This window comes from Martelella sp. AMO21009, from assembly GCF_053484295.1.
Genome location: NZ_JBAKFR010000009.1, coordinates 74,954 through 101,693, shown reverse-complemented (window position 1 = coordinate 101,693; position 26,740 = coordinate 74,954). Strand labels below are relative to the sequence as shown.

The window sequence follows — 26,740 nt, the reverse complement described above, 5'->3', positions numbered from 1 at the left end:
AGGCGCATGGCGGTCATCCGCCATGCGCCGTATAAAATAAGAACCCTTCCGGGCAAAATAACATAAACCTTTCGGGCAAACCGGGGAACACATGGCTGACACGACTAGCAACGCTCCCTTGGGGGAGTCGCGGGCTGCCGCACTTCTATACAATCCCGCCGTCAGAGGTTTCGTCTACCAGTTGGTGACGGTCATTCTGGTCGTAGGATTTGTCTGGTGGGTCACCGACAACACCATCACCAACCTTCAAAACGCCGGCATCGCTTCGGGTTTCGGCTTTCTCGATAGCCGCGCCGGTTTCGATATCGCGCAGACGCCGGTCGCCTACAATAACGACATGACCTATGGCCGGGCGCTCGTCATCGGCATCATCAACACGGTCATCGTCTCGCTTGCGGGGATCGTGACAGCGACGATCATCGGCTTCATCGTCGGCATCGGACGGCTTTCGTCGAACTGGCTCGTGGCCAAGCTCAGCGAGGTCTATGTCGAAATCTTCCGCAACATTCCGCCGCTGCTGGTCATCTTCTTCTTCTACACCGGCGTTCTGGCGCTCCTGCCCTCGGCGCGGGATTCGATCACGCTGCCGCTCGATATCTTTCTCAACAATCGCGGCCTCGCCTTCCCCACGCCGATCTTCGGCCCCGGTTCCTGGCTGATGGGCGCGGCGCTGGTGGCGGCGATCGTCGCCGTCGTGGCGCTCGCCATGTGGTCCAAGCGCCGCCAGATGGCGACCGGCCAGCAATTTCCGACGATCAGGGTCAGCATCGCGATCCTGATCCTGCTGCCGCTGATCGCCTATTTCGTCTCCGGCATGCCGGTCACCTTCGACATTCCGGTCAAAGGCCGCTTCAACCTTTCGGGCGGCGCGGTTCTCGGCCCGGAATTCATGTCGCTCTATCTGGCGCTCTCGCTCTATACCGCAGCCTTCATGGCGGAGATCATCCGCGGCGGCATTCTCGGCGTCGCCAAGGGCCAGACGGAAGCCGCCAGCGCGCTTGGCCTGCATCCGCGCAAGGTCACCCGGCTCGTCGTCGTGCCGCAGGCCATGCGGATCATCATCCCGCCGATGACATCCGAATATCTGAGCCTGACCAAGAACTCCTCGCTCGCGGTTGCGATCGGCTATGCCGATATCGTCGCCGTCGGCAAGACCGTCCTCAACCAGACGGGGCAGGCCGTGGAGGTGGTTACGATCTGGATGATCATCTATCTCACGCTGTCGATCCTGACATCGATCTTCATGAACTGGTTCAACGCCAAGATGGCTCTGGTGGAGAGATAAGATGGCGCAAGATCTGGCTTATGTCCGAAAGGAAATGCAGGAACAGCAGCCTGCGCCGAAGAAAGAAGGGACCGCGATCCAGTGGCTCAGGGCCAACCTGTTCGCCACCCCCAAGGATACGATCCTGACGCTGATCGCCATCGTCTTTCTTGTCTGGGCGATACCGCCCATGGTCGATTGGCTGCTGATCAACGCCGCCTGGACCGGCACGGACCGCGCGGCCTGCGCCACCATTGCCCAGGGCGGCATCAAGCCCGACGGCTGGAGCGGCGCGTGCTGGGCCTTCATCGGCAACAAGATGGATCAGATCCTGTTCGGGCGCTATCCCGATCCGTGGCTCTGGCGTCCCGTGCTGGTGGCGGTCATCTTCACCGCGCTTTTGATCCCGATGCTGATGCCGAAGGCCCCGTTCAAGGGCTGGAACGCGCTGGCGCTGTTCATCGTGCTTCCGATCTTCGGCTTCTTCATCATCTATGGCGGCGTCTTCGGCCTGCCGGTGGTCGACACTTCGGCCTGGGGCGGGTTGATGGTGACGCTGATCCTGTCCTATTTCGCGATCGCGGTGTCGCTGCCCTTCGGCATTCTTCTGGCGCTTGGCCGGCGTTCGAAACTGCCGGTGGTGCGCACGCTTTCCATCATGTTCATCGAGGTGGTGCGCGGCGTTCCGCTGATCACCATCCTGTTCATGGCGAGCGTGATGCTGCCGCTGTTCCTGCCGGAAGGCATGACGATCAACAAGTTCCTGCGCGCGATCGTGGGCGTGTCGCTGTTTATCTCCGCCTATATGGCCGAGGTGATCCGCGGCGGGCTTCAGGCGATGCCGAAGGGACAGTTCGAGGGCGCGGCCTCGCTCGGCCTCGGCTACTGGCAGACCATGCGGCTGATCATCCTGCCGCAGGCGATCAAGCTGGTGATCCCGGCGATAGTCAACCAGTTCATCTCGATCTTCAAGGACACCTCGCTGGTCTCGATCATCGGCATGTTCGACCTGCTCGGCATCATCAAGTTCAACTTCACCGATTCCTCCTGGGCCTCGCCCGTCACCCCGATCACCGGCCTGATCTTCGCCGGTCTCGTTTTCTGGGTCTTCTGCTTCGGCATGTCGCGCTATTCCAGCTTCATGGAACGCCATCTCGACACCGGACACAGAAGCTAGATTTTTGAGAGCACCGCAATGACAAATGTAGACACCATCGACACCTCCCACATGACCGTCTCGGATACCGAGGTCGCGGTCGACATGATCAACGTCAACAAATGGTATGGCGACTTCCACGTGCTGCGCGACATCAACCTGAAGGTGATGAAGGGCGAGCGCATCGTCATCGCCGGCCCGTCCGGCTCGGGCAAATCCACGATGATCCGCTGTATCAACCGGCTGGAGGAACACCAGAAGGGCACGATCATCGTCGACAATATCGAGCTGACCGACGACCTTAAGAAGATCGACGAGATCCGCCGCGAGGTCGGCATGGTGTTCCAGCACTTCAACCTGTTCCCGCATCTCACCATCCTGGAAAACTGCACGCTCGCCCCGATCTGGGTGCGCAAGATGCCGAAGAAGCAGGCCGAGGAAATCGCGATGCATTACCTCGAGCGTGTGAAGATCCCGGAGCAGGCGGACAAGTATCCGGGTCAGCTTTCCGGCGGTCAGCAGCAGCGCGTGGCGATCGCCCGCTCTTTGTGCATGAACCCGAAGATCATGCTGTTCGACGAGCCGACATCGGCGCTCGACCCGGAAATGATCAAGGAAGTGCTTGACACCATGGTGGGCCTTGCCGAGGAAGGCATGACCATGCTGTGCGTGACCCACGAAATGGGCTTCGCCCGCCAGGTCGCCAACCGCGTGATCTTCATGGACCAGGGCCAGATCGTCGAACAGAACGCGCCCGCCGAGTTCTTCGACAACCCGCAGCACGAACGCACCAAACTGTTCCTGAGCCAGATCCTGCATTAGGCTTGAGCGCACTCAAAATGCAAAGGCTGGCCGGCCGGTCCGCCTCAGTGGGTTGACAAGCCTGCCCCAACACTCCGCGTCATCCTCGGGCTCGACCCGAGGATCCAGGAAACACGACGAATGCTTGCCAAAGGGTATGGTTGATCAATGCCTTAATCCGCCTGGATGCTCGGATCAAGTCCGAGCATGACCCATGTGGTGAGGCCGATGGAGACAACGAGCTGCGCGTTTCCGGCTTTGTCGGCAGTCTGAGGCGCGACCCTATGACCCACCTTTTCGCTCTGCCTCAGCCCGGCCGAATCGCCACCACCAGCGCCGTCATCGCCAGCGCGAACACCGCGATCTTCCAGAAATCCATGCGCTTCTTCAGCCCCGGCAGCCCGAGCGGTTTGATGATTTGAACCGCCATGGCGGCGATCAGCAGCAGCGATATCAGCTTGGCCATGTCTCTCCTCATCCGCCCGGCGCAACGGGCTTTCGCCCCTCATACAGCGATAGGCCGGCCGCGTCACCCGCGACAGCCATAATTCGACAGTGCAATTTGCCGCGCAGGTGATAGAATCGCGCCGGAACAAGTGCGGTCATGTTGCGTTGCAACCATACCCGCCAAAATTGATTTCAGATTACCCAGGTTCATTGATGAAACGCAATTTACTTCCCGTTTTCGCGCTGCTGCTCGGCACCTTGTTTCTCTTCCTCGGCAATGGTCTGCACGGCCTGCTTCTGCCTCTGCGCGGCGCGGCGGAGGGCTACAGCGACACCGCGTTGGGCTTTATCGGTACGTCCTGGGCGAGCGGCTTCGTGCTCGGCTGTCTATTCGCCCCGAAGCTGATCATGCGCATCGGCCATGTGCGCGCGTTTTCGGGCTTCATCGCCATCATCTGCATGGTGGCGCTGATGACCGGCATCTACATCGACGAATATGCCTGGATCGCGCTCAGGGCCGCGACCGGCTTTGCCATGGCCGGCACCCAGATGATTATCGAAAGCTGGCTCAACGAGCGGGTCGACAATTCCAGCCGCGGCGTGGTCTTCACCTTCTATACCGGCATCACCCTTTTCGGCGTGGTCGGCGGCCAGCTTGTGGTCGGCTTCGGCAACACCAACACCGCGATCCTGTTCATGGTGGCCGGCATATTCTACTGCGTGGCCATGCTGCCGACGACCATGTCGAACGCGGCCTCGCCGCGTCCGCTCGAGGCGGTCAGGATCGACATCAAGCTGCTCTACCGCAATTCGCCGGTCGCCTGTCTCGGGGTTTTGTTGACCGGCATCGCCAATGGCGCGTTCGGCACGCTGGTCGCCGTGTTTGCGACCCGCGCCGGTCTGCCGGATGCGGAGATCGCCTTTCTCGTCACCGGCGCGATTCTCGCGGGCGCGGTGGCGCAGGTGCCGTTCGGCAAGATCTCGGACATGACCGACAGGCGCTATGTGATCGCCGCGCTTGCCGGCTGCGCGGCGCTTGCCGCGGTGCTGATCTTTTTGCTCAAGCCCGGCGCGGAGGTGCTGATCGGCCTCGTGGTGATCTACGGCGCGACCGCCAACGTGCTCTACCCGATCACCGCCTCGCACGCCAACGACTTCGCCCGGCCGGAAGACTATGTGAAGATTTCGAGCGGCCTGTTGTTCCTGTTCGGGATAGGCACGATCATCGGGCCGACGGTGGGCGGCCCTGTCATGTCGGCATTCGGCCCCTATGCGCTGTTCATCATCACCGCCACCGCGCACCTGCTGATCCTCGCCTATGCGCTGCTGCGCGCGCGTCTGCGTGCGCCCGTGCCGATGGCCGAGCGCGAAGCCTTCATGGCGATGCCGGACGCGGCCACGCCGGTCTCCACCCGCGAGGGGGTTGCGTTCAGAACGCCGCCCCGGGAGTATGAGGAAGAAAGCGCCGAACGCGCGCCGGCGAACGAGGAGGCCGAGAATGTGGAACGAGGATGAACCCGCGCCGAAGAAGAGCGATTACGTGATCGGTTCCGATCTCGAGCAGCACTCCGTCGAGGCGCTGAAAGACTTCGCGGCGGCGCTCAGAGCCGAGATCGAACGCATCGAGGCGGCGATCGCGCGCAAGGGCAGCGACAGGCAAACAGCCGAAAGTTTCTTCAAGAAATAACGCCCACCCGGCGCGTAAACGCAATATTAACCTTTCCAGGATTTTATTGGGGACATCCGCAATGCGGTATCGGAACCTCTGTCTTGATTCCGATCATCACCCTCTGACTTCAGAGCCGCCTATTCGCGGCTCTTTTTTTTGCCTTTTCCTGATTGGCAGTGGGTATTAACCTTTCATTAAGAAACGTCTTGCGGTTTTGCGCTACAGGTATATTTGTTTTCGGTAGTGTCCAAGTCCCGCTCGTAAGGGCAGGCAGCGTAGCCAGAGTAAGTTGATGACCAGTTCCGGGCCCAAACCCATAGATTTCGCCGGCAGGGCCGCAAGCTCTCCGCAGTTTTACGCGCTTTATGCCGAGGGCATGAAACTCGTGGAAACAACGGCGGCTTATCTGGATGGTCCGGGCCGGGCCGCCGCGAAAATGCTGAGCCCGCTTGGCGCCGCGCTCTATTCCACGGAATCGATCCGGCTGACGACCCGGCTGATGCAGCTTGCCTCCTGGCTGCTGCTGCAGCGTTCGCTCAACACCGGCGAGATGACGCTGGATCAGGTCGTGCAGGAGCGCCGCAAGCTCCGGCTGGGTGACGGCGACGACCGCATCCCGCACGGTTGGAACGAACTGCCCCCCGGTTTCCGCGATCTCGCCGCCCATACCGACCGGCTTGAGGCCCGCATCCGCAAGCTCGACGACAGCCTGATGAAGACCGCTGAGGCCGAAGCCCCGGAAATTCCCGAAAACCAGGTGATCGCCCAGATCGACCTGCTGCAGACCGCCTTCGCACGGCGCTGAGCGGGCCGGATCCGGCCCATTTCCCTGCGACAAAACAGCACAATAAAAAAACCCGGCGCGATGGCCGGGTCTTTCAAAATCGTCTCTCGGGCAGCAATCAGATGCCGAGACCGCCGAAGCGCTTGTTGAACTTCGAAACGCGGCCGCCGCGGTCGAGCAGCTGCTGCGAGCCGCCGGTCCATGCCGGGTGCGAGGTCGGGTCGATGTCGAGGTTCAGGACATCGCCTTCCTTGCCCCAGGTCGAGCGGGTTTCGTATTCCGTGCCGTCGGTCATGACGACCTTGATCGTGTGATAATCGGGATGAATATCAGCCTTCATAACTCTCGTTCCTGCAAGCTCGTTTCAGGTCTGGCGGCCATTGCGCCGGCCGGGCCTATTGAATAAACAAAGCCGTGAGACCTCAAAAAGGCCACGGCTGTCGAAAAGGTTGCGGTCGCTATACAGGAACGTGAGGCGAATAACAAGAGCCGCCGAAAGCAATATCGGTGACCGGCGGAAACGAGGAAAATCCATTGAGCCGAAATGAATCATCCGGGGGCGAAAGGATACGCGCGCTGAGCCCGCTTGCCGGCCTGCTGCCCTATATCCGCGCCTATCGCGGGCTTGTGGCGGGCGCGCTGATCTTCCTTCTTTCCGCCTCCCTCGTCACGCTTGCGCTGCCGATCGCGGTGCGCCGGGTCATCGACCATGGCTTTTCCGATTCCGACGCCAATCTGATCAACAACTACTTCATAGTCCTCGGCCTGATGGCGCTGGCGCTCGGGATATCGAGCGCGCTGCGCTATTTCTTCGTGATGATTCTCGGCGAACGGGTCGTGACCGACCTGCGCCGCGACGTGTTCGACAATGTCGTGCGGCTGTCGCCCGCCTTCTTCGACGTTAACCAGTCCGGCGAGATCGTCTCGCGGCTGACCGCCGATACGGTGCAGATCAAGTCGGCCTTCGGCGCGACCGCCTCGATCGCGCTGCGCAATCTGATCATGGGCATCGGCGCGTTGGCGATGATGGTCTATACCTCGCCAAAGCTCTCGGTGATGGCGATCGCCGCGATCCCGATCGTGGTGCTGCCGCTGATCGCGGCCGGCCGCAACGTCCGCTCGCGCTCGCGCGCCGCGCAGGACGAACTCGCCGATGCCACCGCCTTTGCCGGCGAGGCGATCGGCGCGACCCGGACGCTGCAGGCGTTTACCGCCGAGGCGATGGCCGGCCGGCGTTACGGTTCGGCGGTCGAGAACGCCTTTGCGGCCGCCCGCAAGACGCTGAAGGCGCGGGCCGCGCTGACGGCGGTCGCCATCAGCCTGGTGTTCTGCTCGATCACCGCCATCCTCTGGTTCGGTGCGCAGTCGGTTCTGGCGGGCACGATGTCGGGCGGCACGCTCGGCCAGTTCCTGCTCTATTCGGTGCTCGCCGCCGGCGCGCTCGGCCAGCTTTCGGAAGTCTGGGGCGAACTCTCGCTTGCCGCGGGCGCTGCCGAACGCCTGACCGAGCTTCTCCACGAACAGCGCCAGATCGCAGCGCCTGAAAATCCCCTTCCCCTGCCCCAGCCCGCCACCGGCGCAATCGCCATCGAGAACGTCGCCTTCCGCTATCCGACGGGCGGCGCCAAGGCCGGGGCGCTTTCGGGCGTCTCGCTCAATGTTCAGCCGGGCGAAACCGTCGCCGTCGTCGGCCCCTCGGGTGCCGGCAAGAGCACGCTGTTCTCGCTGCTCCTGCGGTTCTACGATCCCGATCAGGGCCGCATCACGCTCGATGGGCTCGACCTGCGCGATGTCGACCCTGAGGCGCTGCGCGAACGGTTTGCTCTGGTCCCGCAGGATGTCGCGATCTTCGCGGCGAGCATCCACGACAATATCGCGTTGGGACGCCCCGATGCGAGCCGCGAGGCGGTTCGCGCCGCCGCCATTGCCGCCCAGGCTGACGGCTTCATCTCGAAACTCGAGAATGGCTACGACACCATGGCCGGCGAACGCGGCATCACCTTTTCCGGCGGCCAGCGCCAGCGGATCGCGATCGCCCGCGCCGTGCTGCGCGATGCGCCGGTTCTGCTGCTCGACGAGGCGACCTCGGCGCTTGACGCGGAAAGCGAAATCCTGGTGCAGCAGGCGCTCGGCACGCTGATGCAGGGCCGCACCACTCTGGTGATCGCGCACCGGCTCGCCACCGTGCTCTCCGCCGACCGGATCGTGGTCATGGACGAGGGCCGGATCATCGAGGAGGGCCGGCACGAAACGCTGGTGAAGAAGAACGGCCTCTACGCCCGACTCGCGCGCCTGCAATTCGATGTCGAGACCGAGCGGCGCGCCGGGTAGCTACTCGGTTTTTGCCGGGCCCGAGGGCATGAAAGTCGCGAGGAAAATCAGCGTAATGCCCGCCCAGACAATCGGGCTCGGCCATTCACCGAAGACGACGAGGCCGATCAGCACCGCCATCGGCAGGGCGGTGTGCAGCGCGGGCGTCAACTGCACGGCATCGGCCATCGAGAACGCCCGCAGCATGCAGTAATTGCTGGCGTTGACCAGCGCGGCCGAGATGACGAACAGGCCGAAATCGGCGGCGCTCATGCCGGTCCAGTAGAACCATGCCGGGACCGCGGCGATGCCGGCCATCAGCACATACATCCAGAACAGCGCCGGCACCGTCGCCTCGCTCATCGCGACCTGCTTCAGCACGACATTCTTCAGCGCGAGCGCGATCGCGGCGGCAACCGCCACAAGGCCGGCGACCTGAAAGGTCTCCGTGCCGGGACGCAGGATCAGAAGTGCGCCGGCAAGCCCGAGACCGACCGCGAACCACCGCCGCCAGTCCGCGCGCTCCTTCAACAGCACGATCGCCAGCGGAATGAAGAACAGTGTCTCGAGCTGCAACAGCGTCGCCGCGACCGTGAACGGCAGCAGCGACAGTGACGTCACGATCAGGAAACTGACGACGACGCCGATCGCGGCGCGCAGCACCAGAAGCCGCGGCCCGATGATGCGAAAGCCCGCCGCGCCGCGACCGAGCGCCACCGGCAACATCATCACCGCCGCCAGGCCGTATTGCATGAACATCACCACGACCGGCGCGTGGCGGTCGGTGAGCGTCTTGGAAAACGTGTCGACGAGGGTAAACGAGGCGACGCCGCCGATCATCAGAAGGGTAGCGACAAGGCGCGTACTGGGCCGCCGGGCGGCGCTGAACATGGACATGGCTTCTCCTGCCAAAGCAATAAGGAATGCTTCCTGGAGGAGCCCTCGTCCGCTTGACAGGAAGATCAGCGCAGGAAAAGCGCGATGGTAGGGCGCAAGCGCCTCGCCATCCTTGCGGAGCGGGAAGGATAGAAAAGAGCGGCGCGGAAGGCAAGCCCGCGGCTTACTCACAGCCGCTCGGAGCGTTCCGCGCACCGATACACGGCGCGCTACCGCTCCGTCAGCTTGAACTCGATACGGCGGTTCTGGGCGCGCGCTTCGGGCGAGTTGCCCTCCGCGATCGGCTGATACTCGGCAAAGCCCGCCGCCACCAGCCGGTTCGCCGGAACGCCCTCGGAAATCAGGTAGCGCACCACGGCGTTGGCGCGCGCCGATGACAGTTCCCAGTTGTCGGCGAACTGGCCGCCGGGGCGGATCGGCACGTCATCGGTATGGCCGTCGACGCGCAGGACCCAGTTGATGTCCTCGGGAATTTCGGGAACGATTTCGAGCAGCGCATCGGCGAGCTTGCCGAGTTCGACGCGGCCGTCATCATTGAGCTCGTCCGATCCGGACGGGAACAGCACTTCCGACTGGAACACGAAGCGGTCGCCGACGATGCGGATATTCTCGCGGTCGGAGAGAATCTGCCGCAGCCGACCGAAGAAGTCGGAACGATAGCGGTTCAGCTCCTGCACCTTCTGGGCCAGCGCGACGTTCAGCCTGCGGCCGAGATCGGCGATCCGCGCCTGCGAGGCCTCGTCCTTCGCCTCGGAGACCTCCAGCGCCTCCTCGACGGCGGCAAGCTGGGCGCGGAGCGCCGCGATCTGCTGGTTCAAAAGCGCGATCTGGTTCTGCGCGCGCGCAGAAAGCTGACGCTCGGCCTCGAGGTCCTCGGACAGCGCGCCGATCTGCGCCTGAGCGCTGTCGCTTGCGCCCGCGCCGGCATCGAGCTGCGCCTGCAGGCGGCTGCGCGCGGCCTCCGCAGATGACAGCGAGGCCTGCAGCGAGGCGATCATGTCCTCGGCGTCCTGGGTGTTACCCTTTTCGAGCGCCAGAAGCTGGGTCAGTTCGGCGATCTGGCTGTTCAGCCGGTTCAGCACCTCGTCCTTGCCGGAAATTTCGCGCGTCAGGATGAACTGGCCGATAACGAACACGGTGAGCAGGAACATGATCGCCAGAAGCAGCGTGGCGAGCGCATCGACAAAGCCCGGCCAGTAATCGACGCTGCGATTGGAACGGCGGTTGCGGGCAAGCGCCATGGTCAGCGATCCCCGAGCTTGTCAGTCAGGCGTTGCAGGGTGCGGCGCAGTTCCTGGGATTCTTCATGTTGCGCCTCGATCCAGTCGCGCAGCATCTGCTGCTCGTTGCGCATGTTCTTGACGACGCCCTGAATGCCCTCGGCAAGCTGGGCCATCGCCGGCACCGAGCCCGCGCCAGAGCCGTTCTCGGCGATCCGGCGCAGCTCCTCGGCCAGAATTTCGAACTGTTCGCTGGAGCCGCTGGCAAAGCCCTCAAGCGCCGGTGCAAGGTCGGAAGTCACGTCGGTCACCGAGGACAGCCAGTTTTCGAGTTCCATGTAGAAACGGTTCTGCGCGCGGCCGGCCTGAAGGTCGAGAAAGCCGAGCACGAGCGAGCCGGAAAGACCGAGCAGCGAGGACGAGAATGCCGTGCCCATGCCCGAGAGCGGCCCGGACAGGCCCGACTTGAGGGCATCGAGAACATCGGAGGAATCGCCGGCATTGGGGTCGAGATTCTGGATGATGTCGCCGATCGAGCCGATCGTGTTGAGCAGGCCCCAGAAGGTGCCGAGCAGGCCGAGAAAGACGAGAAGGCCGACGAGATAACGCGAGGTATCGCGCTGCTCGTCAAGCCGGGTCGCGATCGAATCGAGGATCGAGCGGAGCGACGTTGTCGAAAGCGACATGGTCTGGCGGCTGCCGATCAGCGCGCGCATCGGCGCGAGCAGCTTGGGGTCGCGCCCGACGCGATCGGCGCTGCCGGCGGCGCGGAAGGAATTCAGCCAGCCGACCTCGCGGCGCAAGGCCAGCACCTGGGAAAACACCATCAGGATGCCGATCAGGAGCACGCCGAGGATCAGCCCGTTGAGGCCGGGATTGGTCATGAAGGCGGTGTGGGCCTGACGGTAGAGGATGGCGACGCAGAAGCCGATCAGGATCAGGAAGATGACCATCGTCCAGACAAAGGACATCGGGCTCGACATCTTTTGCGCATAGCCCGGACGCGGCGGGGCGCGCCGGTCATCATGCTCGAGTTCGAAATCCGACATATTCGCCAATTCCTCCGCTCTGCGCTCGACTTCGGCTCGGCCGAAAGCGGCTTGTGCTACAGTCCGCCGCCCCTGCCCACGCCTGCGGGCCGGAAGCGGCTGGCTCTGCAACCTCTATTCGAAAACGACGGCGATTTGAAGGGCGCGGCGCAAAACCGCAAAGCCTATTTTTCGAGGCGGCGCTGAAGCTGGTCGTAAAGCGCAATGCGGATCATCTCGTTGCCGGCAATCACGCTGCCGGTCTCAAGGCATTGCTGGCCGCCCTTCATGTCGGAGACGAAACCGCCAGCCTCGCGGATCATGATCAGGCCCGCCGCCATGTCCCATGCGTTGAGCCCTTCCTCCCAGAAGCCGTCCATGCGACCGGCCGCGACATAGGCGAGATCGAGCGATGCGGCGCCAAGACGGCGGATGCCGGCGACCTCGCCCATCACATGGCGCAGTTCGACCAGGAACTTGCCATGATGGCCAAAACCGAGATGGGGAACGCCGCAACCGATGACGGCGTCGGAGAGTTTTCGGCGCGCCGAAACGCGGATCCGGCGGTCGTTGCAGAACGCGCCGCCGCCCTTTTCAGCCACATACAGTTCATCGAGCGCGGGGTTGAAAATGACGCCGGCCACGATTTCGCCGGAACGCTCAAGCGCGATCGAGACGGCGAACTGGGGTATGCCGTGCAGGAAATTGGTGGTGCCGTCGAGGGGATCGACAATCCAGCGGTGCTGGCCGTCCGTGCCCTTTTCCTCGCCGCCTTCCTCGCCCAGGAAACCATAGGTCGGCCGGGCCCGCATCAGTTCGGTATGCACGATCTTTTCAGCCTTCAGGTCTGCCTGGCTGACGAAATCGGATGGCCCCTTGACCGAGACCTGCAGGTTCTGGACCTCCCCGAAATCGCGCGTCAGCGAGCGCCCGGCTTTAAGGGCAGCCTGCACCATGACGTTGAGAAGAGCTGAACGGGCCATCGGGAAATTTTCCTTGGTTGTGAGCGCCTGCGCGGTGAGCAACGCGCGGCGCTTTTGCGACACGGCGGTTCATGATCACAGAACGCGGTGAAATTCAAGGCCCGCAGGCCTAAATCGAATCGCCCTGAAGCGCTTCGTCGTCGGAACGTTCGGCCTTCTTCGACGATAAATCGAGCACTTCGGTTCGGTTGCGACCGGCATTCTTGGCGCGGTAGAGCGCCCGGTCGGCATAATCGAGCGCCACCGCCAACCGCGTCTCGCCGGCGGCAAAACCGGCCACGCCGGCGCTGATGGTGATCGAGAATGTCTGCCCCTCGAAGGTAAATTCCAGTTTCTCGATCGTGGTCCGGATCTGTTCGGCCACGCGGAAGCCATTGTCCACCGTTGTCGCCAGCAGGATGATGGCGATTTCCTCGCCGCCATAGCGCACGGCGAAATCGGACCGGCGGATACGGGTGACGATCGTTTTGGCCACCTGCTTCAGCACCTCGTCGCCGCGGGGATGGCCATAGCGGTCATTGACCGCCTTGAAGCGGTCGATATCGAACAGGATGACGCAACCATCCTTCTGCTCTCCGGCGGCGGCCTCCCGGTCGATCGTGAATTCGAGCTGGGAGAGCGCCCGCCGATTGTGGAGCCCGGTCAACGGATCGCGGTCGGCATTGAACTCGACATCGTGCAGATAGGAGGTCGCGCGTCTCGTCGATTCCAGTGCCGTTCCAAGCAGGACCGTGCCGAGGGTATTGATCACGATCAGCGGCGCGCCGATCACGGCGAACAGATCGAACGCCCGCTCGAACCCCGCCAATAGCAATGACAGGACATAGATGTTGCTGAGACAGCCAAGCAGCAGGAGAGACCGAAAGCGCTGGTTCTTGGGACCGAAAAGTGCAAAGCCGATCCCGATCGCGCCGGCCATGGCGATGCCGACAACCCCCGCCGCCACGCCAGCGCCGCCGATCCAGATGCGGAACGCGGCCGCGATCACGCTGACAATCAGGCCGGCAAGCGGCCCTCCGAAGACGGCGGAAAGAACCACGAAGACCGCGCGGGTATCGAACACATAGCCGGACTGCGTTTCTATCGCGTTCATCATCGCGGCGATCGCGCCGCCGGCAAAAACGACAGCGCTAGCATAGGAGCGATGACGGGGCTGACGAACATGGCGAAGGACAAAGCCGTAGCCAAGGACGATCAGCGCACCGAGTCCCAGGCTCGTGATCAATTCACCGACAGTATCCAGGCGCCCCAAGAAACTTCCCCCAACCTCCACCAGTCGCGCTCATCAAAATATAGTCACAACCTGTCACAACGGAAAATACACAAACTGACGCGCGAGGAACAGGAAAATTGATCATCGACCGCGTGCTCCCGGCGCGTTTTTGGCTAGTATCTTTGCGCCAGCGCGCGCGAACGGCGGTCGGCAGCAGCCCTGGTCTGGGCGTCGAGATCGTCGATAAGCGCCTCCATCCCCGGTTCGATCAGCCCCAGCCGCCGAACGCTGAGATAGAAGGTCGCCGCCGTTTCCTTGTCTTCACGCACGCCGATGCCCTGGCTGTAAAGATAGGCGAGCCTGCTCATCGCCGCCGGATTGCCGTTGAGCGCGGCGCGGCGCAGCCAGTCGACGCCCTGCTCGAGATCGCGCGGCATTCCCCTTCCGTTGATCAGCGCCAGCGCGAGATCGAGCTGGGCGGTATCGTGATCGCCATCGGCGGCGCGGCGCAGCCAGAATTTCCAGAGCGCCTTCTTCTCCTCCGGAAGGTCGTCCAGAGCCGGATAGATCTGCGACAGCGCATATTGCGCGTCGGCGATATCGGCCTCGGCCGATGCCTCGAACCACGGCAGAGCGAGATTCAGCCCCTCCTTGCCTGGGTTCTGCTCGATTAGCAGGCTGCCATAATTGAATTGGGCAAGCGGATCGCCCGCTTCGGCAGCCTGTTGCACCAGCGCGGCGCCCTTTTCCCTGTCGGCCTCGTCGTCGGAGGACAAAAGCGCCATGCCGTAGCGGTTCAGCGCGAAAGCTTGGCCGCTTTCGGCCGCCATGCGGTACCATTCAAGCGCGGGACCGGCTCTTTCCTCGGCAATCAGGTTTCGCTCCACCAGTTCGCCGATCAGGGTTTCCGCGCGCGGATCGCCGCGACCGGACCGCTGCAACGCCGCCTCATACGCTTCATCATAGGCGCCGCGCTGATAGGCGCCATAGGCGAGATCGACTGGCCCGTCATAGGCCGGCTCGGGCGGCAGCGCGGGAAGCGCGTCGTCGACCGGCTCGGCAAGCGCGAAACGATAGGGCGCAGGCCTGTCGGGTTCCAGCCCCGGCGGCAGCAGATGCCCGCCGCCGAAGAGCGAAACCCGGTCGCCCGCGACCAGATCCGGCTCGGTCGCGAACTGCCCCCGCGTCGCAGCAAGGCAAAGGCCAGGCGCAAGCGCCAGCAAAACAGCAGCAGTGACGATGGAACGAGCGCTCATAGCCTTCCTAATCGCCAAAGCGTGGCGCTTTTTCGTCAAGCGCGGCGTTGATCTCGGCCACCATGGCGGCGGGGCCACCGGGCGCGTCGAAGACGGCCTTTCTGACGGCGACAAATTCCGCGAAGGTCAGCGCCACGTCAATAACGCCCGCCGGGTCGCTGCCCGCCATCACGATGCAGGGTATTTCCACCATCGAGGCCCACCATTCGCCAAGATCGAGGTTCTTGGGATGGGGCGCTGCGTGGGTATCGCCGTCGAGCATGCCGAAGAAGACATAATCGGGATTGGCCTCGCCCGCTTCAAGGGCGGCATGGCGATCCTTCAATCCGCCGACGCCGACGATCATGCGCGGCGAGAACCGCTCCATCGCATCGGCGAGCTCAGGGCCCGAGACATGAATGCCATCAGCCTTGGCGCGCCCGGCAACGCGGCTGTCGCCGGCAATCAGCGCCGCGGCGCCATGCTCCTGGATGATCGGCACCAGTCGTTCGGCGCGGCGCTGGAAAGCCTCGATGTCCTCGCCATATTGCGGCAGGATGACGGAGGCGACGTCGCCGCCGCGCAACGCATCGGCCAGCAGCCGCTGCTGATCGCCGCCCTCGGCAATTTCCGGCACCACCAGCACCAGCCGGCAACGATCCTGTTCCACAGTCATCTCGCTCAATCCCTTTCGCGCCCGCCTCGCCCAATCCGGGGGTCTCGCCTTCCCCGGATAAATCCGTTAGAGCGGAGTTTCAACAGGTGCTTTGACTTCATGCTTCCCGATCCGATCTTTTATGCTGCGGCAATTCCCGCCGTGATACTCGTGGGCCTTGCCAAGGGCGGCATGGGCGGCGCCCTTTCGCTGCTGGGCGTGCCGATTCTCACCTTCGTCGTCGAACCGGCGACAGCGGCCGCGGTGATGCTGCCGATCCTGATCGTCATGGACATCGTGGCGCTGTGGACCTGGCGTCACTATAACCACTGGCCGACGCTCGTAATGCTGCTGCCCGGCGCGCTGATCGGGACGGCGCTCGGGTGGTATACTTTCTCGACGGTTCCGTTCGAGCTGACGCGTATGCTGGTCGGGATCGCCACGCTCGCCTTTGCCGGCAAATATTTCTACGACCGCTGGAAGCCGGGCGAGAAGATCGAAAAGCCGGCAGCTCCGCAGCGACCGGTCGCCGGCACCTTCTGGGGCGGCATTGCCGGCTATACCAGTTTCATCTCGCATTCCGGCGGCCCGCCCTTCCAGATCTACACCCTGCCGCTGAAGCTCGATCCGAGAAGCTATACCGGCGCAAGCGTGCGCTTCTTCGCGATCGTCAACTTCATCAAGCTGCCGCCCTATTATTTCCTGGGCGAACTCGGAGCGCCCAATCTCACCGCCTCGGCAAGCCTGCTGCCCTTCGCCGTGATCGCGACGATCGCGGGCGGCATGATCATCAAGCGGATGCGGATGGAAGTGTTCTATCCGCTGATGTATGCCATGGCGGGGCTTGCCGGGCTGAAACTGGTGCTGGACGGGTTTTAAAGCGCGTCCGAAAGAAGCGGGGTTTCCGGACGCACGAAACGAAAGAGGCAAAGCCTGTTCCGGCTGAAGCGCCGGAGCCGCCTATTCCTCTTCCGGCGCGCGGATCATGCCGAGCGCGATCATGTAGGTATCGAGCACGGCTTCTTCTTCCATGCGCTCCTGCTCGTCCTTCTTGCGCAGCGCGATGATCTTGCGCAGCGCCTTGGTGTCGAAGCCGGTGCCCTTGGCCTCGGCATAGACATCCTTAATGTCGTCGGCGATCGTCTTCTTTTCTTCTTCCAGACGTTCGATCCGCTCGATGATCGAACGTAACTGATCGCGCGCTATGCCGTGTGCGTCGTCGGCCATGCTCAACTCCTTATGTCACAGAAAATACGTGGGGCCCTGCCTGCCGAAAACCGCGTGAGAGGTCAAGGCCGATAATGCGGCGGGGACCGATTGTTCCACTCAATCGCGCGGTCTCGACGCTTCGAACGCGGCCTTCTGGCTGTCCGACGCCTCGCTCTGGTGGCGGGCCCTCCATTCGTCATAGGGCATGCCGTAGATGATCTCGCGGGCTTCATCCTTGGTCATAGGAATATCATCCTGTTCCGCCGCCTCGCGATACCAGTTGGCAAGACAGTTGCGGCAGAAACCGGCAAGGTTCATCAGGTCGATATTCTGCACATCGGTGCGCGCGCTAAGATGCGCGACGAGCCTTCGGAACGCGGCGGCCTCCAGATCACGCTTCTGTTCTGCGCTAAGCTTTTCCATGATCGTCTCCATATTGGTTTTCAGACTCGCGAGGGGAAATGCCGCAGCACATGCACGTCATCATCGGCATTCAAAGCGGCCAAAATGGGGGCGATCCGCCCCGCCCACAGCGCAACGCCGCCGGCATCGGCGATCAGATCCTGACGCACTTCAAGAAGCGCGTGGGCGATGCCTTTTTCCATGCAGTGCCGGTTCATCGTATCGCCCTTCAGTGCGCCGTCATAGGGCTCGTTGTCGCCGACGATCACGCCTTCGATGGCGGCAAGCGCATCGATCAGCGGACGCACCGCGCGCGGATCGCCGTCCCACAGGACACCGGTATGCCACGGCCGCGCCACGCCTTTCCAGAACGGTGTGAACGAGTGCAGCGAGATCACCAGCGGCGGGCGACCGGTGGCCGAAGCGGTCTTTTCGATAAGCGCGTCGATGGCGCGGTGATAGGGCCGGTGATAGCGTTCGAGCCGCCTTTCGCGTTCCTCAGGAGAAAGCGGATGATTGGCCGGCACGATCGCACCATCGGAGAGTTTCATGATCAGCGTCGGATCGTCCTCGCCCCGGTTCGGATCGATCAGCAGACGCGAAAAGGTGGCCATGACGGCGGGACAGCAAAGTTCGGCGGCAAGCGCGCGCGTCAACGCCTCGATCCCGATATCATAGGCGATGTGACGCGCAAACACCGAGCGATCAAGGCCGAGATCGCCATATTCCGCCGGCACACGGGCCATGGCGTGATCGGCGAGCAGCACCAAACCGCTGTCATAAATCCCTTCTAAAACTTCAAAAGCGCACATGTTCGCCATGGATATCCGGTCGGAATTTGCGATAATGGGTGATGGCACACGCGGCCGGCTTTCGGCAAGCGTGTGCTCCGCCATTTGCCTCGCCTGCCGCGGGGCACTATGATAACGCTGTAAATCGATTGAATGCGTTCCCGTCACGGATCGTCCCACGAGATCAGGCTGCCATGCTGTCAACTCCAAAACGTCTTCCCTCCGCCTCCTCCAACAAAGCCTTTGCCGTTGCAGGAAAAGGCCTGACGCTCGCCGGCACGCTTGCCGCCGGGCTGTTCGCTGCCGCCTTCTGGTCGCCGCACGAAGCCCGCGCGGAATTTCGCGTGTGCAACGACACGGCCAATCTTGTCGGCGTGGCGGTCGGCTACCGGGCGGAAGAGGGCTGGATCTCGGAAGGATGGTGGCAACTCCCGGCCACCACCTGCGCGACCGTCGTGCCGGGTCCGCTTCAATCGCGCTACTACTATCTCTACGCCGAGGATGCCTCCGGAAGCGGGCGCTGGACCGGCTATACCAATATGTGCGTCGCCGAGGATGAATTCGAAATCACCGGCGTTCAGGACTGCTTTGCGCGCGGTTACCAGCAGATGGGTTTTAGCGAGTATGACACGGGGCGGGAGGAGAGCTGGACCGTCCAGCTTTCCGACACGCCCTCCACCCAGGAAAGTCAGAATTGATGAGACGTCACAGAAAAGTAAAGATTCTCGCCACGCTCGGCCCGGCCTCCTCCGAGGAAGAGCAGATCGAGGCGCTGCACAAGGCCGGCGCCGACCTGTTCCGAATCAATATGAGCCATGCCAGCCACGACCTGATGCGCACGCTGACCAAGCGCATCCGCAATGTCGAGGCGCGCTGCGGCCGCCCGATCGGCATTCTTTGCGACCTGCAGGGCCCCAAGCTGCGCGTCGGCAAGTTTCTCGACGGCAAGGTCGAACTCGAGGTCGGCCAGACCTTCACGCTCGACGACCGCGACGAGCCGGGCAATGAAAAACGCGTTTTCCTGCCGCATCCGGAAATCCTGCAATCCGTCCAGCCCGGCCACCGCCTGCTGATCGATGACGGCAAGCTGCAGCTTCGCGCCGAAAAATGCGACGGCAAGAGCATCGAATGCACCGTGGTTGCCGGCACCGGCATTTCCGACCGCAAGGGCGTCAGCCTGCCCGATACGCTGCTCGGCGTCGGCGCGCTGACGGAAAAGGACCGCGCCGACCTCGACGCGGTGCTGGAAACGGGCGATGCCGACTGGGTCGCGCTGTCCTTCATCCAGCGCCCGGACGATCTGGCGGAAGTGCGCAAGATCGCGCGCGGCCAGGTGGGGCTGATGTCGAAGATCGAGAAGCCGCAGGCGATCGAGCGGATCGAGGAAATCATCGAGATGAGCGACGCGCTGATGGTGGCGCGCGGCGATCTCGGCGTCGAAATGCCGCTCGAAACCGTGCCCGGCCTGCAGAAGAAGCTGATTCGCCTGTGCCGCGCCGCCGGCAAGCCGGTGGTGGTCGCGACCCAGATGCTGGAATCGATGATCGAATCGCCGGTTCCCACCCGCGCCGAGGTTTCCGACGTCGCCACCGCCGTGTTCGAGGGCGCCGACGCGATCATGCTGTCGGCAGAGTCGGCCGCGGGCGAATACCCGGTTGAAGCCGTCAGCACGATGGCGTCGATCGCCCGCACCATCGAGCGCGAGCAGCTTTATCCGCAGATCCTCTACGCTCAGCGCCCCCAGCCGGAGGCAACGGGCGCGGACGCGATATCGCTGGCGGCGCGCGAGATCGCCGAAACGCTGAAGCTGACCGCCATGGTCTGTTATACCGCATCCGGCACCACCGGGCTTCGCGCCGCGCGCGAGCGGCCGAACGTTCCGATCCTGGCGCTGTCGCCGGTGGTCAGGACCGCGCGGCGGCTCTCCGTGGTCTGGGGCCTGCACTGCGTGGTGGCCGACGAGCCGACCGATCTTGAATCCATGGTCGATGGCGCCTGCCGGATCGTGGTCGATGAAGGGATCGGCAAGCCCGGCGACCGGATCATCATCTCCGCCGGCGTACCGCTCGGCACCCCCGGCGCCACCAACATGCTGCGCATCGCCTATATCGGCATGGACGGCCGCTCGGGCGTGTGATGTTTTGAGGCGGCGGCGTCAGGCCGCCGTCCAGTCTTATGAGCGCATATTTGCGAGGAGAGCTTGCTGCTTACTCCCAATACTCTCTCCCGCTTGCGGGAGAGATACCCCGACAGGGGCAGTGAGGGTGATGCAGCATTTCCAATCGTGAGGGCGTTCGCTGGGATGGACTCCCCCCTCACTGCCCCTGTCGGGGCATCTCTCCCCTCCGGGGCGAGAAGACTTGGGGGCTTTGCGGCGAGACCGGTGTCTGCTGCGAGATATCGAGCTGCCTGAAGTCAAGCAGCCCCCTCCCCTACAGCAACCCCAATTCCGCCAGTTCGGCGCGCAGATCCTCCGGCATGTCGTCGCCGCCGTCGCCGAAGTCGAGGTCGCGGGGGGCGTCTTCGGCCTTCAGGTAGCGCCAGCCCTGGAAGGGCTTTCGGGGCACCGGGACCGTGTCGATCACCTGGGGGCCGAGGATGAGGTCGCAGCGCTGGATGCCCTCATTGTCGGTATGATTGGCGATGTCGAGCAGCGTCTGGCGGGCGCGGATCTGGCCGTTGATGACCCAGTAGAGCGAACCGCCCTCAAGCAGTTCATCGCGGCGCTTCGGCGTCATTCGGGTGGTGTGGATGCTGTGCGGCTCCTGGCCGAGCGCGATCGCCGCCATCGACCGGCGCGAGACCCATTCGCGCAAATCGTCGATACCTGTGGCGCCGACGCAAAGTTTTAGGAGATTGAGGCTCATGCTCTCATCAAACGCCGGAGGGCTTTCCAGTCAAGGCCGAATCTCGGCCGGTCTCAGCAATCCACCACATTGACGGCGAGGCCGCCGGTGGAGGTTTCCTTGTATTTCTCGTGCATGTCGCCGCCGGTCTGGCGCATGGTCTCGATGCAATTGTCGAGCGGCACGAAATGGCTGCCGTCGCCCTTCAGTGCCAGCGAGGCGGCGGTGACCGCCTTGACCGCGCCCAGCGCATTGCGCTCGATGCAGGGCACCTGGACGAGGCCCGCGATCGGATCGCAGGTCATGCCGAGATGGTGTTCGAGCGCAATTTCCGCGGCGTTTTCGACCTGCTCAGGCGTACCTCCCATGGCAGCAGCCAGGCCTGCCGCAGCCATGGCGGAGGCCGAGCCGACCTCGCCCTGACAGCCGACCTCGGCGCCGGAAATCGAGGCATTGGTCTTGATGATGCCGCCGATCGCGGCCGCCGTCAGCAGGAAGTCGCGGATCGCGGCAGTGCCCATCGGCTTCTGGAATTCGCGGAAATAGCGCAGCGTTGCCGGCACCACGCCGGCCGCGCCATTGGTCGGCGCCGTCACAACCCGGCCGCCGGCGGCGTTTTCCTCGTTGACGGCCATGGCGAACATCGACAGCCAGTCATTGGCCATCATCGGGTCGAACTGGTTTGAAAGCCGCGCCTCTGACAGCTTCTCGTAAAGCTTGCCGGCGCGCCGCTTGACCCTGAGCCCGCCGGGCAGTTCGCCCTCGCCCTTCAGCCCGCGATCGATGCAGCCGTCCATCGCCTGCCACAGCGAATCGAGCCCGGCATCGAGTTCGCCGCGCGTCATGCGCGCCTCCTCATTGGCGCGTTTCATGGCGGCGATGGAAAGGCCGGAGCGGTTCGCCATTTCCAGCATTTCCTTTGCCGAGCGGAACGGGAACGGCGTGTTCTCGTCGGTCTTTTCGGCCGCGGGAAAGGCCTTCTGCTCCTTCCAGGCCGCAAGCTCGGTATCTGTGAGCACGAAGCCGCCGCCGATCGAATAATAGACCTGGCGCAGAAGCACATTGCCATCCGCGTTGAGCGCGTAGAACGCCATGCCGTTGGCATGCCCCGGCAGAGCCTCCTTGCGGTCGAAGATCACGTCCTCGTCGCAATTGAAGAGGTAGGCGGGGTGGCCGGGCGGTTCGACCGCGCCCTTCTGGCGGATCGCATCAAGAATGCCCGGCATCTCGTCGGGATCGACGCTGTCCGGCCGCTCGCCGGCAAGGCCGAGGATCACCGCGCGGTCGCTGGCATGGCCGACGCCGGTATAGGCGAGCGAACCGTGCAGGCTCACCCTCAGCCGGGAAACGACCGTCCCGGCTGGGCGCGGCCAGTCGTTCGAGAGGAGCAGTTCAAGGAACCGGTTGGCCGCCGACATCGGCCCCATCGTATGGGAACTCGACGGGCCGATCCCGATCTTGAAGACTTCGAATACCGACAGAAACAATCCGCCACCTCCACGCACTTCTTCATCCGACGCTTTAAGCCATCCTCATCGAAAACGGCACCATCGCGCAGGCTCTGGACCGACATGATGCGCATGCGTCCACGACATAAGGAGAATATGGCAGGAAAGAAGCGGAAATGAAAACAACGGCGGCCCGTTGGGGCAGCGCCGTTGTTTCCTCAAATTCCGGGCCGCTCAAACAGCGACGATAAGATAGGCAATTCCGAGAATAGCACCAAAGCCGATGACAGCCCTGAGGGTCACACCCCAACAGGTTTTGTGTGCGGTATCTTCCATGATTACTCCGATTGACATGACCCGGCACGCGCTTGGGAGAATGCGTGCGGATGGTTATCGCTTTATTAAACTGTCACAGAAACTTCAATGGGGGTGCGACGGAAAATTTCGAAAATGTCCGCTTGCAAAGGCAAGGGACAGCGGACAAAACGGTAGCGTCGTGAAGGAAATGCCGTGCATCGTCAACAGGCTGCCCGCTTTTCTTTCATACGCGAACGCACTCTGATATTTATTTTCACGGGGCCATCCGGAAAGCGCAGGCGTAAAGTTCATGACGACAGTCGATCTATTGGCGCTTCTTTTTTTTCTGGGCTGCTGGTTCCTGTTCGACAGCATCGTCATCGGCCGTTTCCGGCTCGTTTCCCGCCGCAGCCTCACCGAGGTGATGTCGATCCACCGCAAGCGCTGGATGCTGAACGCGCTGACGCGCGACCTGAAGATCATCGACACCCAGATCATGGCGGGACTGCAGAACGGCACGGCGTTTTTCGCCTCGACCTCGATCTTCGCGATCGGCGGCTGTTTCGCGCTGATGGGAGAAGCCGATACGGCGCAATCGCTGTTTCAGGACCTGCCGCTGCTGACGCCGAGCACGCGCGCGGCCTTCGAGATGAAGGCGGGCGGGCTTGCCGCGATCTTCGGCTACTCCTTCTTCAAATTCGGCTGGTCCTACCGTCTGTTCAACTACAACACCATCCTGTTCGGCAGCCTGCCGATGATGGCGGAGACCGAGCGCGACAGGGCAAGGGCCGAACGGCTGGCGGAGCGGATCGCCGAGATCAACATCATCGCCGCGCGACACTTCAACACGGGCTTGCGCGCGATCTTCCTGTCGATCGGCTATCTCGGCTGGTTTCTCGGCCCCTATGTCTTCATCGCCACCACCGCCTTCGTGTTCATGATCCTGATGCGACGGCAGTATTTTTCGGACGCGCGAGCAACCGTTATAGAAGCCCTTGAGGGCGCGGAGGAAAAGCCTTGAGCGAGACTACAGTTCCACGACGGCGGATCCATGCCATCGACGCCGCGCGCGGGATCGCGCTGGTCGCGATGGCGATATACCACTTCACCTGGGACCTCGATTTTTTCGGCTATGTCCGATCCGGTCTCGCGACCACCGGCGGCTGGGCGATCTTTGCCCATCTGATCGCCGGCAGTTTTCTGTTCGTGGCCGGTTACAGCCTGTGGATGGCGCAGGGCGGCGGTATCCGGATGGCATCGTTCCTGAAGCGCCTCGGGATACTGGTGCTGGCTTCGCTGGCAATCTCCATCGTGTCGTGGTTCACGACGCCGGACGCGGTGATCTATTTTGGGATCCTGCACAATATCGCGGTCGCCTCGATCATCGGGCTGCTGTTCCTGCGCGTTCCGGCGCTCGTGACGCTGGTGGTCGCGGCCGTTGCGCTTATCCTGCCGCACTATGTCAGTTTCGATGCGCTCGACCCGCGCTGGCTCGCCTGGATCGGCATGGCGGCGCACCCGCCTTCCTCCAATGACTACGTGCCGCTCCTGCCCTGGATCGGCGCGTTTCTGGCGGGGCTGGCGGTCTCGAAGCTCTCGCTCGACTGGCTTAAGCGCCAGAAGCAGGTGCCGAAGAACGAAAACATTCTCAATTTTTTCGGCCGCCACAGCCTGATCTTCTACCTGCTGCACCAGCCGATCCTGTTCGGCCTCGTCTATGCCGCCACGCTGGTGGTGCCGCCGGACCCCTCGCCCGCCTATCTCTCCAGTTGCCAGGCGAGTTGCGAGCGCACCGATGACGCCGCCTTCTGCGCGTCCTACTGCGCCTGCACGCTCGACACGCTCAAAGAGGAAGGGCTGCTCGGCCCGCTGATGCGCAACCAGACCACGGAGCAGGACGCCGTCGCGCTCGGTCGCATTTCGATGATGTGCAGCAGTCGATAGTGTAAAGAGTTTCAGGTGCCAACGCCGATCTCGGCGAGCCGTCCGAGGCAGTTCTCCTCGGCGAGGTCGAGTTCGTTCATCATCTCGTCGATGTCGCGGCGCTTCTGGCGCATCGACTCGCGCCAGGCCTTGATCGATTCCATCGTCCGCTTGAGCTCATTTGTTTCGCTGGGAAGGCCGTGGAACAGGGCGAGCACGTCCTTGATCTCGGAAAGCGACAGACCGATACGGCGGCTGCGGAGGATTTCCTTGATCATCAGCCGCTCGCCCTCGCTGTAAAGCCTCGTTCGACCCCGGCGTTCGGGCTGCAGCAGACCCTCATCCTCATAGAAGCGAAGCGTTCGTGTCGAGACACCAAACTCGCGCGTCAATTCCGAAATCGAATAATGCCTTCTCTGCACGTTCCCGCCCCATACGATACTATTTAAGCACTTTAGAATGTAAGTGCTGACATAACTAGATATTAAACCACCAGGTCGCAATTCCCAAAAATGAGAAAAAACCTATCACATCCGTGGTGGTGGTCACAAAAACCGACGATGATATGGCGGGGTCGGCGCCGGCCCTGTCGAGAAGAAGTGGAATGAGGATGCCGGCCATGGCGGCGGCGAACATGTTGATGATCATGGCGGCGGCCACGACCCCGCCAAGCTGGGGATTGTCGAACCAGTAGCCGGCGGCAAGCGCGATAAGGATCGCGAAGGCGAGCCCGTTGAATAGGCCGACGCCTGCCTCCCTTCGAATAATCCGCGCGGCGTTGTAGATATCGAGATCGCGGGTGGCGAGCGCGCGCACCGTCACGGTCATGGTCTGGGTGCCGGCATTGCCGCCCATGGAGGCGACCACCGGCATCAGCACCGCAAGCGCGATCATCTTGCCGATCGATTCATCGAACAGGCCGATCACGCTGGCGGAGAGAAACGCCGTGCCCATATTGATCAGCAGCCAGCCGAAACGCGAACGCACCGCGCGCACGATATTATCCGACAGTTCCTCGTCGCCGACGCCGCCGAGGCGCTTGATATCCTCGTCGGCCTCCTCGTGGATCACGTCGACGACGTCATCGATGGTCAGCACGCCGACGAGACGGTCATTGCTGTCGACCACGGCGGCGGAGAGAAGGTCGTATTGCTCGAACACCTGCGCCGCCTCTTCCTGGTCCAGCTCGGCGGCGATCGGGTGGTTGGTGTCGTGCATGATCGCTTCGATCTTGACCTGGCGCTTGGTGCGCAGGATCTGATCGAGATAGACGGCGCCCAGAAGGCGGAATGTCGGATCGACCACGAAAATCTGCGAGAAACTGTCGGGCAGCTCCTCATCCTCGCGCATGTAGTCAATCGTCTGGCCGACGGTCCAGAACGGCGGCACGGCCACGAACTCGGTCTGCATGCGCCGGCCGGCGGAGCTTTCGGGATAATCGAGCGAGCGCGCGAAGCGGATCCGCTCGGTAAACGGCAGCTTGGAGAGAATCTCCTCGCGCTCCTCGTCGGCGAGGTCCTCCAGAATGTAGACGGCATCGTCGGAATCAAGCGAGGTCAGCGCGGTGGCGAACTGTTCGGGAGGCAGCGATTCGATGATGTTGAGACGGATCGCCTCGTCGACCTCGGTCAGCGCGGTGAGGTCGAAATCCTCGCCCAGAAGCCGCACCAGTTCCGGGCGGTTTTCGAAGGACAGCGCCTCGATGACGTCGCCGGTCTCCGATTCGTGGCGGCCCGCGATCTGCTCGCGCAGAAAATCGACATCGCCTTCTTCGATCGCCTGCTCGACGCGGGCGATGAACTCGGCGCTGACGGCGCCTTCCTCATTGTAGATTTCCAGGAGCGCGTCGCGCGGCGGTTCGTTCTGACCCGGCAATACTTCGTCCAGATGGCTCATTTTTCGATGACCTTTCTGTCTGCAACGCTGCCCCGTAAATGCGGTTCCCCCGGCGCCCATCTCTTAGTGGGTTTCGCGGGCAAATGGAATCGCCGTCTGACAACCTTTTGATGACACGGTTGTGAAATTCGAGAGCGTTGGTCGCTTTGCGGGAAGAACCGGAGCGATGCTGGCCGATGAACGGCCGTCTCGCGCAACCGACGATGTAACGCCGCGCTGTCGCGCTCGCCCTGCCCTTTCATCGCCGATTAACCGAGGCGAGGCTT

General features: G+C 62.8%; 28 protein-coding genes. 12 read left to right on the top strand and 16 right to left on the bottom strand.

Annotated elements, in window-relative coordinates:
* Positions 1–91 precede the first annotated feature (91 nt).
* Genes V6766_RS12635 through V6766_RS12625 form a run of 3 tightly spaced genes read left to right on the top strand, consistent with a single transcriptional unit; the run spans position 92 to position 3,242 of the window.
* Positions 92–1,285 carry an amino acid ABC transporter permease gene (locus tag V6766_RS12635; RefSeq protein WP_448466924.1) on the top strand — a complete coding sequence of 398 codons (1,194 nt, stop codon included), beginning with the start codon at positions 92–94 and terminating at the stop codon, positions 1,283–1,285.
* A gap of 1 nt (position 1,286) precedes the next feature.
* Entirely contained in the window at positions 1,287–2,441 is a 1,155-nt protein-coding gene (locus V6766_RS12630) for an amino acid ABC transporter permease (RefSeq protein ID WP_448466922.1), read from the top strand.
* An 18-nt stretch (positions 2,442–2,459) separates the two neighbouring features.
* Positions 2,460–3,242 (top strand): amino acid ABC transporter ATP-binding protein, encoded by a 783-nt coding sequence (locus V6766_RS12625; protein WP_448429666.1) that lies wholly within the window; start codon positions 2,460–2,462, stop codon positions 3,240–3,242.
* Positions 3,243–3,528: 286 nt separating this feature from the next.
* Here V6766_RS12625 and V6766_RS12620 read toward each other — a convergent pair whose 3' ends face one another.
* Complete coding sequence (locus V6766_RS12620; protein WP_448466919.1) at positions 3,529–3,687, bottom strand: hypothetical protein; 159 nt, start codon at positions 3,685–3,687, stop codon at positions 3,529–3,531.
* Positions 3,688–3,881: 194 nt separating this feature from the next.
* Between V6766_RS12620 and V6766_RS12615 the strand changes: the two genes are divergently transcribed.
* The 3 genes from V6766_RS12615 to rcdA all read left to right on the top strand — a co-directional run bounded on the left by V6766_RS12615 (position 3,882) and on the right by rcdA (position 6,142).
* Positions 3,882–5,183, top strand: coding sequence for an MFS transporter (locus V6766_RS12615; protein ID WP_448466917.1), 1,302 nt, complete (start codon positions 3,882–3,884; stop codon positions 5,181–5,183).
* On the top strand, positions 5,167–5,355 hold the full coding sequence (locus V6766_RS12610) for a DUF1192 domain-containing protein (protein ID WP_448466916.1): 189 nt from the start codon (positions 5,167–5,169) through the stop codon (positions 5,353–5,355). Before V6766_RS12615 ends, V6766_RS12610 begins: the two co-directional genes overlap by 17 nt.
* 274 nt (positions 5,356–5,629) lie before the next feature.
* The gene (gene rcdA, locus V6766_RS12605; protein ID WP_448466914.1) at positions 5,630–6,142 is read left to right on the top strand and encodes a protease adaptor protein RcdA; all 513 of its coding nucleotides are present in this window, start codon (positions 5,630–5,632) and stop codon (positions 6,140–6,142) included.
* Between the two features lie 97 nt (positions 6,143–6,239).
* Here the strand turns inward: rcdA and rpmE are convergent, their stop codons facing one another.
* Positions 6,240–6,461, bottom strand: coding sequence for a 50S ribosomal protein L31 (gene rpmE / locus V6766_RS12600; RefSeq protein WP_180897611.1), 222 nt, complete (start codon positions 6,459–6,461; stop codon positions 6,240–6,242).
* Positions 6,462–6,655: 194 nt separating this feature from the next.
* Here rpmE and V6766_RS12595 point away from each other — a divergent pair, with 194 nt between their 5' ends.
* Positions 6,656–8,452 carry an ABC transporter transmembrane domain-containing protein gene (locus V6766_RS12595; protein ID WP_448466912.1) on the top strand — a complete coding sequence of 599 codons (1,797 nt, stop codon included), beginning with the start codon at positions 6,656–6,658 and terminating at the stop codon, positions 8,450–8,452.
* On the opposite strand, the gene V6766_RS12590 is transcribed toward V6766_RS12595, so the two are convergent.
* From V6766_RS12590 to V6766_RS12560, 7 genes are all read right to left on the bottom strand, one after another.
* On the bottom strand, positions 8,453–9,328 hold the full coding sequence (locus V6766_RS12590) for a DMT family transporter (protein WP_448466910.1): 876 nt from the start codon (positions 9,326–9,328) through the stop codon (positions 8,453–8,455).
* A gap of 209 nt (positions 9,329–9,537) precedes the next feature.
* Complete coding sequence (locus tag V6766_RS12585) at positions 9,538–10,569, bottom strand: peptidoglycan -binding protein (protein ID WP_448466908.1); 1,032 nt, start codon at positions 10,567–10,569, stop codon at positions 9,538–9,540.
* Positions 10,570–10,571: 2 nt separating this feature from the next.
* Positions 10,572–11,606 (bottom strand): flagellar motor protein MotA, encoded by a 1,035-nt coding sequence (locus V6766_RS12580; RefSeq protein ID WP_448466906.1) that lies wholly within the window; start codon positions 11,604–11,606, stop codon positions 10,572–10,574.
* Between the two features lie 155 nt (positions 11,607–11,761).
* Positions 11,762–12,559, bottom strand: coding sequence for an inositol monophosphatase family protein (locus tag V6766_RS12575; RefSeq protein WP_026173738.1), 798 nt, complete (start codon positions 12,557–12,559; stop codon positions 11,762–11,764).
* A gap of 109 nt (positions 12,560–12,668) precedes the next feature.
* Complete coding sequence (locus V6766_RS12570; protein ID WP_448466903.1) at positions 12,669–13,811, bottom strand: GGDEF domain-containing protein; 1,143 nt, start codon at positions 13,809–13,811, stop codon at positions 12,669–12,671.
* Between the two features lie 134 nt (positions 13,812–13,945).
* Positions 13,946–15,028 (bottom strand): tetratricopeptide repeat protein, encoded by a 1,083-nt coding sequence (locus V6766_RS12565; protein WP_448466901.1) that lies wholly within the window; start codon positions 15,026–15,028, stop codon positions 13,946–13,948.
* A gap of 7 nt (positions 15,029–15,035) precedes the next feature.
* Positions 15,036–15,683: a thiamine phosphate synthase gene (locus tag V6766_RS12560; protein WP_448466899.1), complete on the bottom strand. Its 648-nt coding sequence runs from the start codon at positions 15,681–15,683 to the stop codon at positions 15,036–15,038.
* 99 nt (positions 15,684–15,782) lie between these two features.
* Between V6766_RS12560 and V6766_RS12555 the strand changes: the two genes are divergently transcribed.
* Entirely contained in the window at positions 15,783–16,541 is a 759-nt protein-coding gene (locus V6766_RS12555; RefSeq protein WP_448429697.1) for a sulfite exporter TauE/SafE family protein, read from the top strand.
* An 81-nt stretch (positions 16,542–16,622) separates the two neighbouring features.
* Here V6766_RS12555 and V6766_RS12550 read toward each other — a convergent pair whose 3' ends face one another.
* From V6766_RS12550 to V6766_RS12540, 3 genes are all read right to left on the bottom strand, one after another.
* Positions 16,623–16,889 (bottom strand): DUF2312 domain-containing protein, encoded by a 267-nt coding sequence (locus V6766_RS12550; RefSeq protein ID WP_018066314.1) that lies wholly within the window; start codon positions 16,887–16,889, stop codon positions 16,623–16,625.
* Between the two features lie 99 nt (positions 16,890–16,988).
* Entirely contained in the window at positions 16,989–17,294 is a 306-nt protein-coding gene (locus V6766_RS12545) for a DUF1244 domain-containing protein (protein WP_448466897.1), read from the bottom strand.
* 20 nt (positions 17,295–17,314) lie between these two features.
* A complete protein-coding gene (locus V6766_RS12540) occupies positions 17,315–18,094 on the bottom strand; it encodes an N-formylglutamate amidohydrolase (RefSeq protein ID WP_448467022.1) in 780 nt (259 codons plus the stop codon).
* Positions 18,095–18,258: 164 nt separating this feature from the next.
* On the opposite strand from V6766_RS12540, the gene V6766_RS12535 reads away from it, so the two are divergent.
* Both V6766_RS12535 and pyk read left to right on the top strand, forming a co-directional pair.
* Complete coding sequence (locus V6766_RS12535) at positions 18,259–18,762, top strand: DUF1036 domain-containing protein (protein WP_448466895.1); 504 nt, start codon at positions 18,259–18,261, stop codon at positions 18,760–18,762.
* Entirely contained in the window at positions 18,762–20,201 is a 1,440-nt protein-coding gene (gene pyk, locus V6766_RS12530; RefSeq protein ID WP_018066310.1) for a pyruvate kinase, read from the top strand. The genes V6766_RS12535 and pyk overlap by 1 nt, the downstream gene beginning before the upstream one ends.
* A 295-nt stretch (positions 20,202–20,496) precedes the next feature.
* On the opposite strand, the gene V6766_RS12525 is transcribed toward pyk, so the two are convergent.
* Positions 20,497–20,931 carry a DUF1489 family protein gene (locus V6766_RS12525; RefSeq protein ID WP_448466893.1) on the bottom strand — a complete coding sequence of 145 codons (435 nt, stop codon included), beginning with the start codon at positions 20,929–20,931 and terminating at the stop codon, positions 20,497–20,499.
* Between the two features lie 53 nt (positions 20,932–20,984).
* A complete protein-coding gene (locus V6766_RS12520) occupies positions 20,985–22,397 on the bottom strand; it encodes an L-serine ammonia-lyase (protein WP_448466891.1) in 1,413 nt (470 codons plus the stop codon).
* Positions 22,398–22,965: 568 nt separating this feature from the next.
* On the opposite strand from V6766_RS12520, the gene V6766_RS12515 reads away from it, so the two are divergent.
* Both V6766_RS12515 and V6766_RS12510 read left to right on the top strand, forming a co-directional pair.
* Positions 22,966–23,676, top strand: a complete 711-nt coding sequence (locus tag V6766_RS12515) for a DUF599 domain-containing protein (protein WP_448466889.1) — start codon at positions 22,966–22,968, stop codon at positions 23,674–23,676.
* Positions 23,673–24,599, top strand: coding sequence for a DUF1624 domain-containing protein (locus tag V6766_RS12510; protein ID WP_448466887.1), 927 nt, complete (start codon positions 23,673–23,675; stop codon positions 24,597–24,599). The genes V6766_RS12515 and V6766_RS12510 overlap by 4 nt, the downstream gene beginning before the upstream one ends.
* Before the next feature lie 11 nt (positions 24,600–24,610).
* Here the strand turns inward: V6766_RS12510 and V6766_RS12505 are convergent, their stop codons facing one another.
* Together V6766_RS12505 and mgtE are read right to left on the bottom strand one after the other, a co-directional pair.
* Complete coding sequence (locus V6766_RS12505) at positions 24,611–25,000, bottom strand: MerR family transcriptional regulator (protein ID WP_448466885.1); 390 nt, start codon at positions 24,998–25,000, stop codon at positions 24,611–24,613.
* 55 nt (positions 25,001–25,055) lie between these two features.
* Positions 25,056–26,474 carry a magnesium transporter gene (mgtE, locus tag V6766_RS12500; RefSeq protein ID WP_448466883.1) on the bottom strand — a complete coding sequence of 473 codons (1,419 nt, stop codon included), beginning with the start codon at positions 26,472–26,474 and terminating at the stop codon, positions 25,056–25,058.
* Positions 26,475–26,740 lie beyond the last annotated feature (266 nt).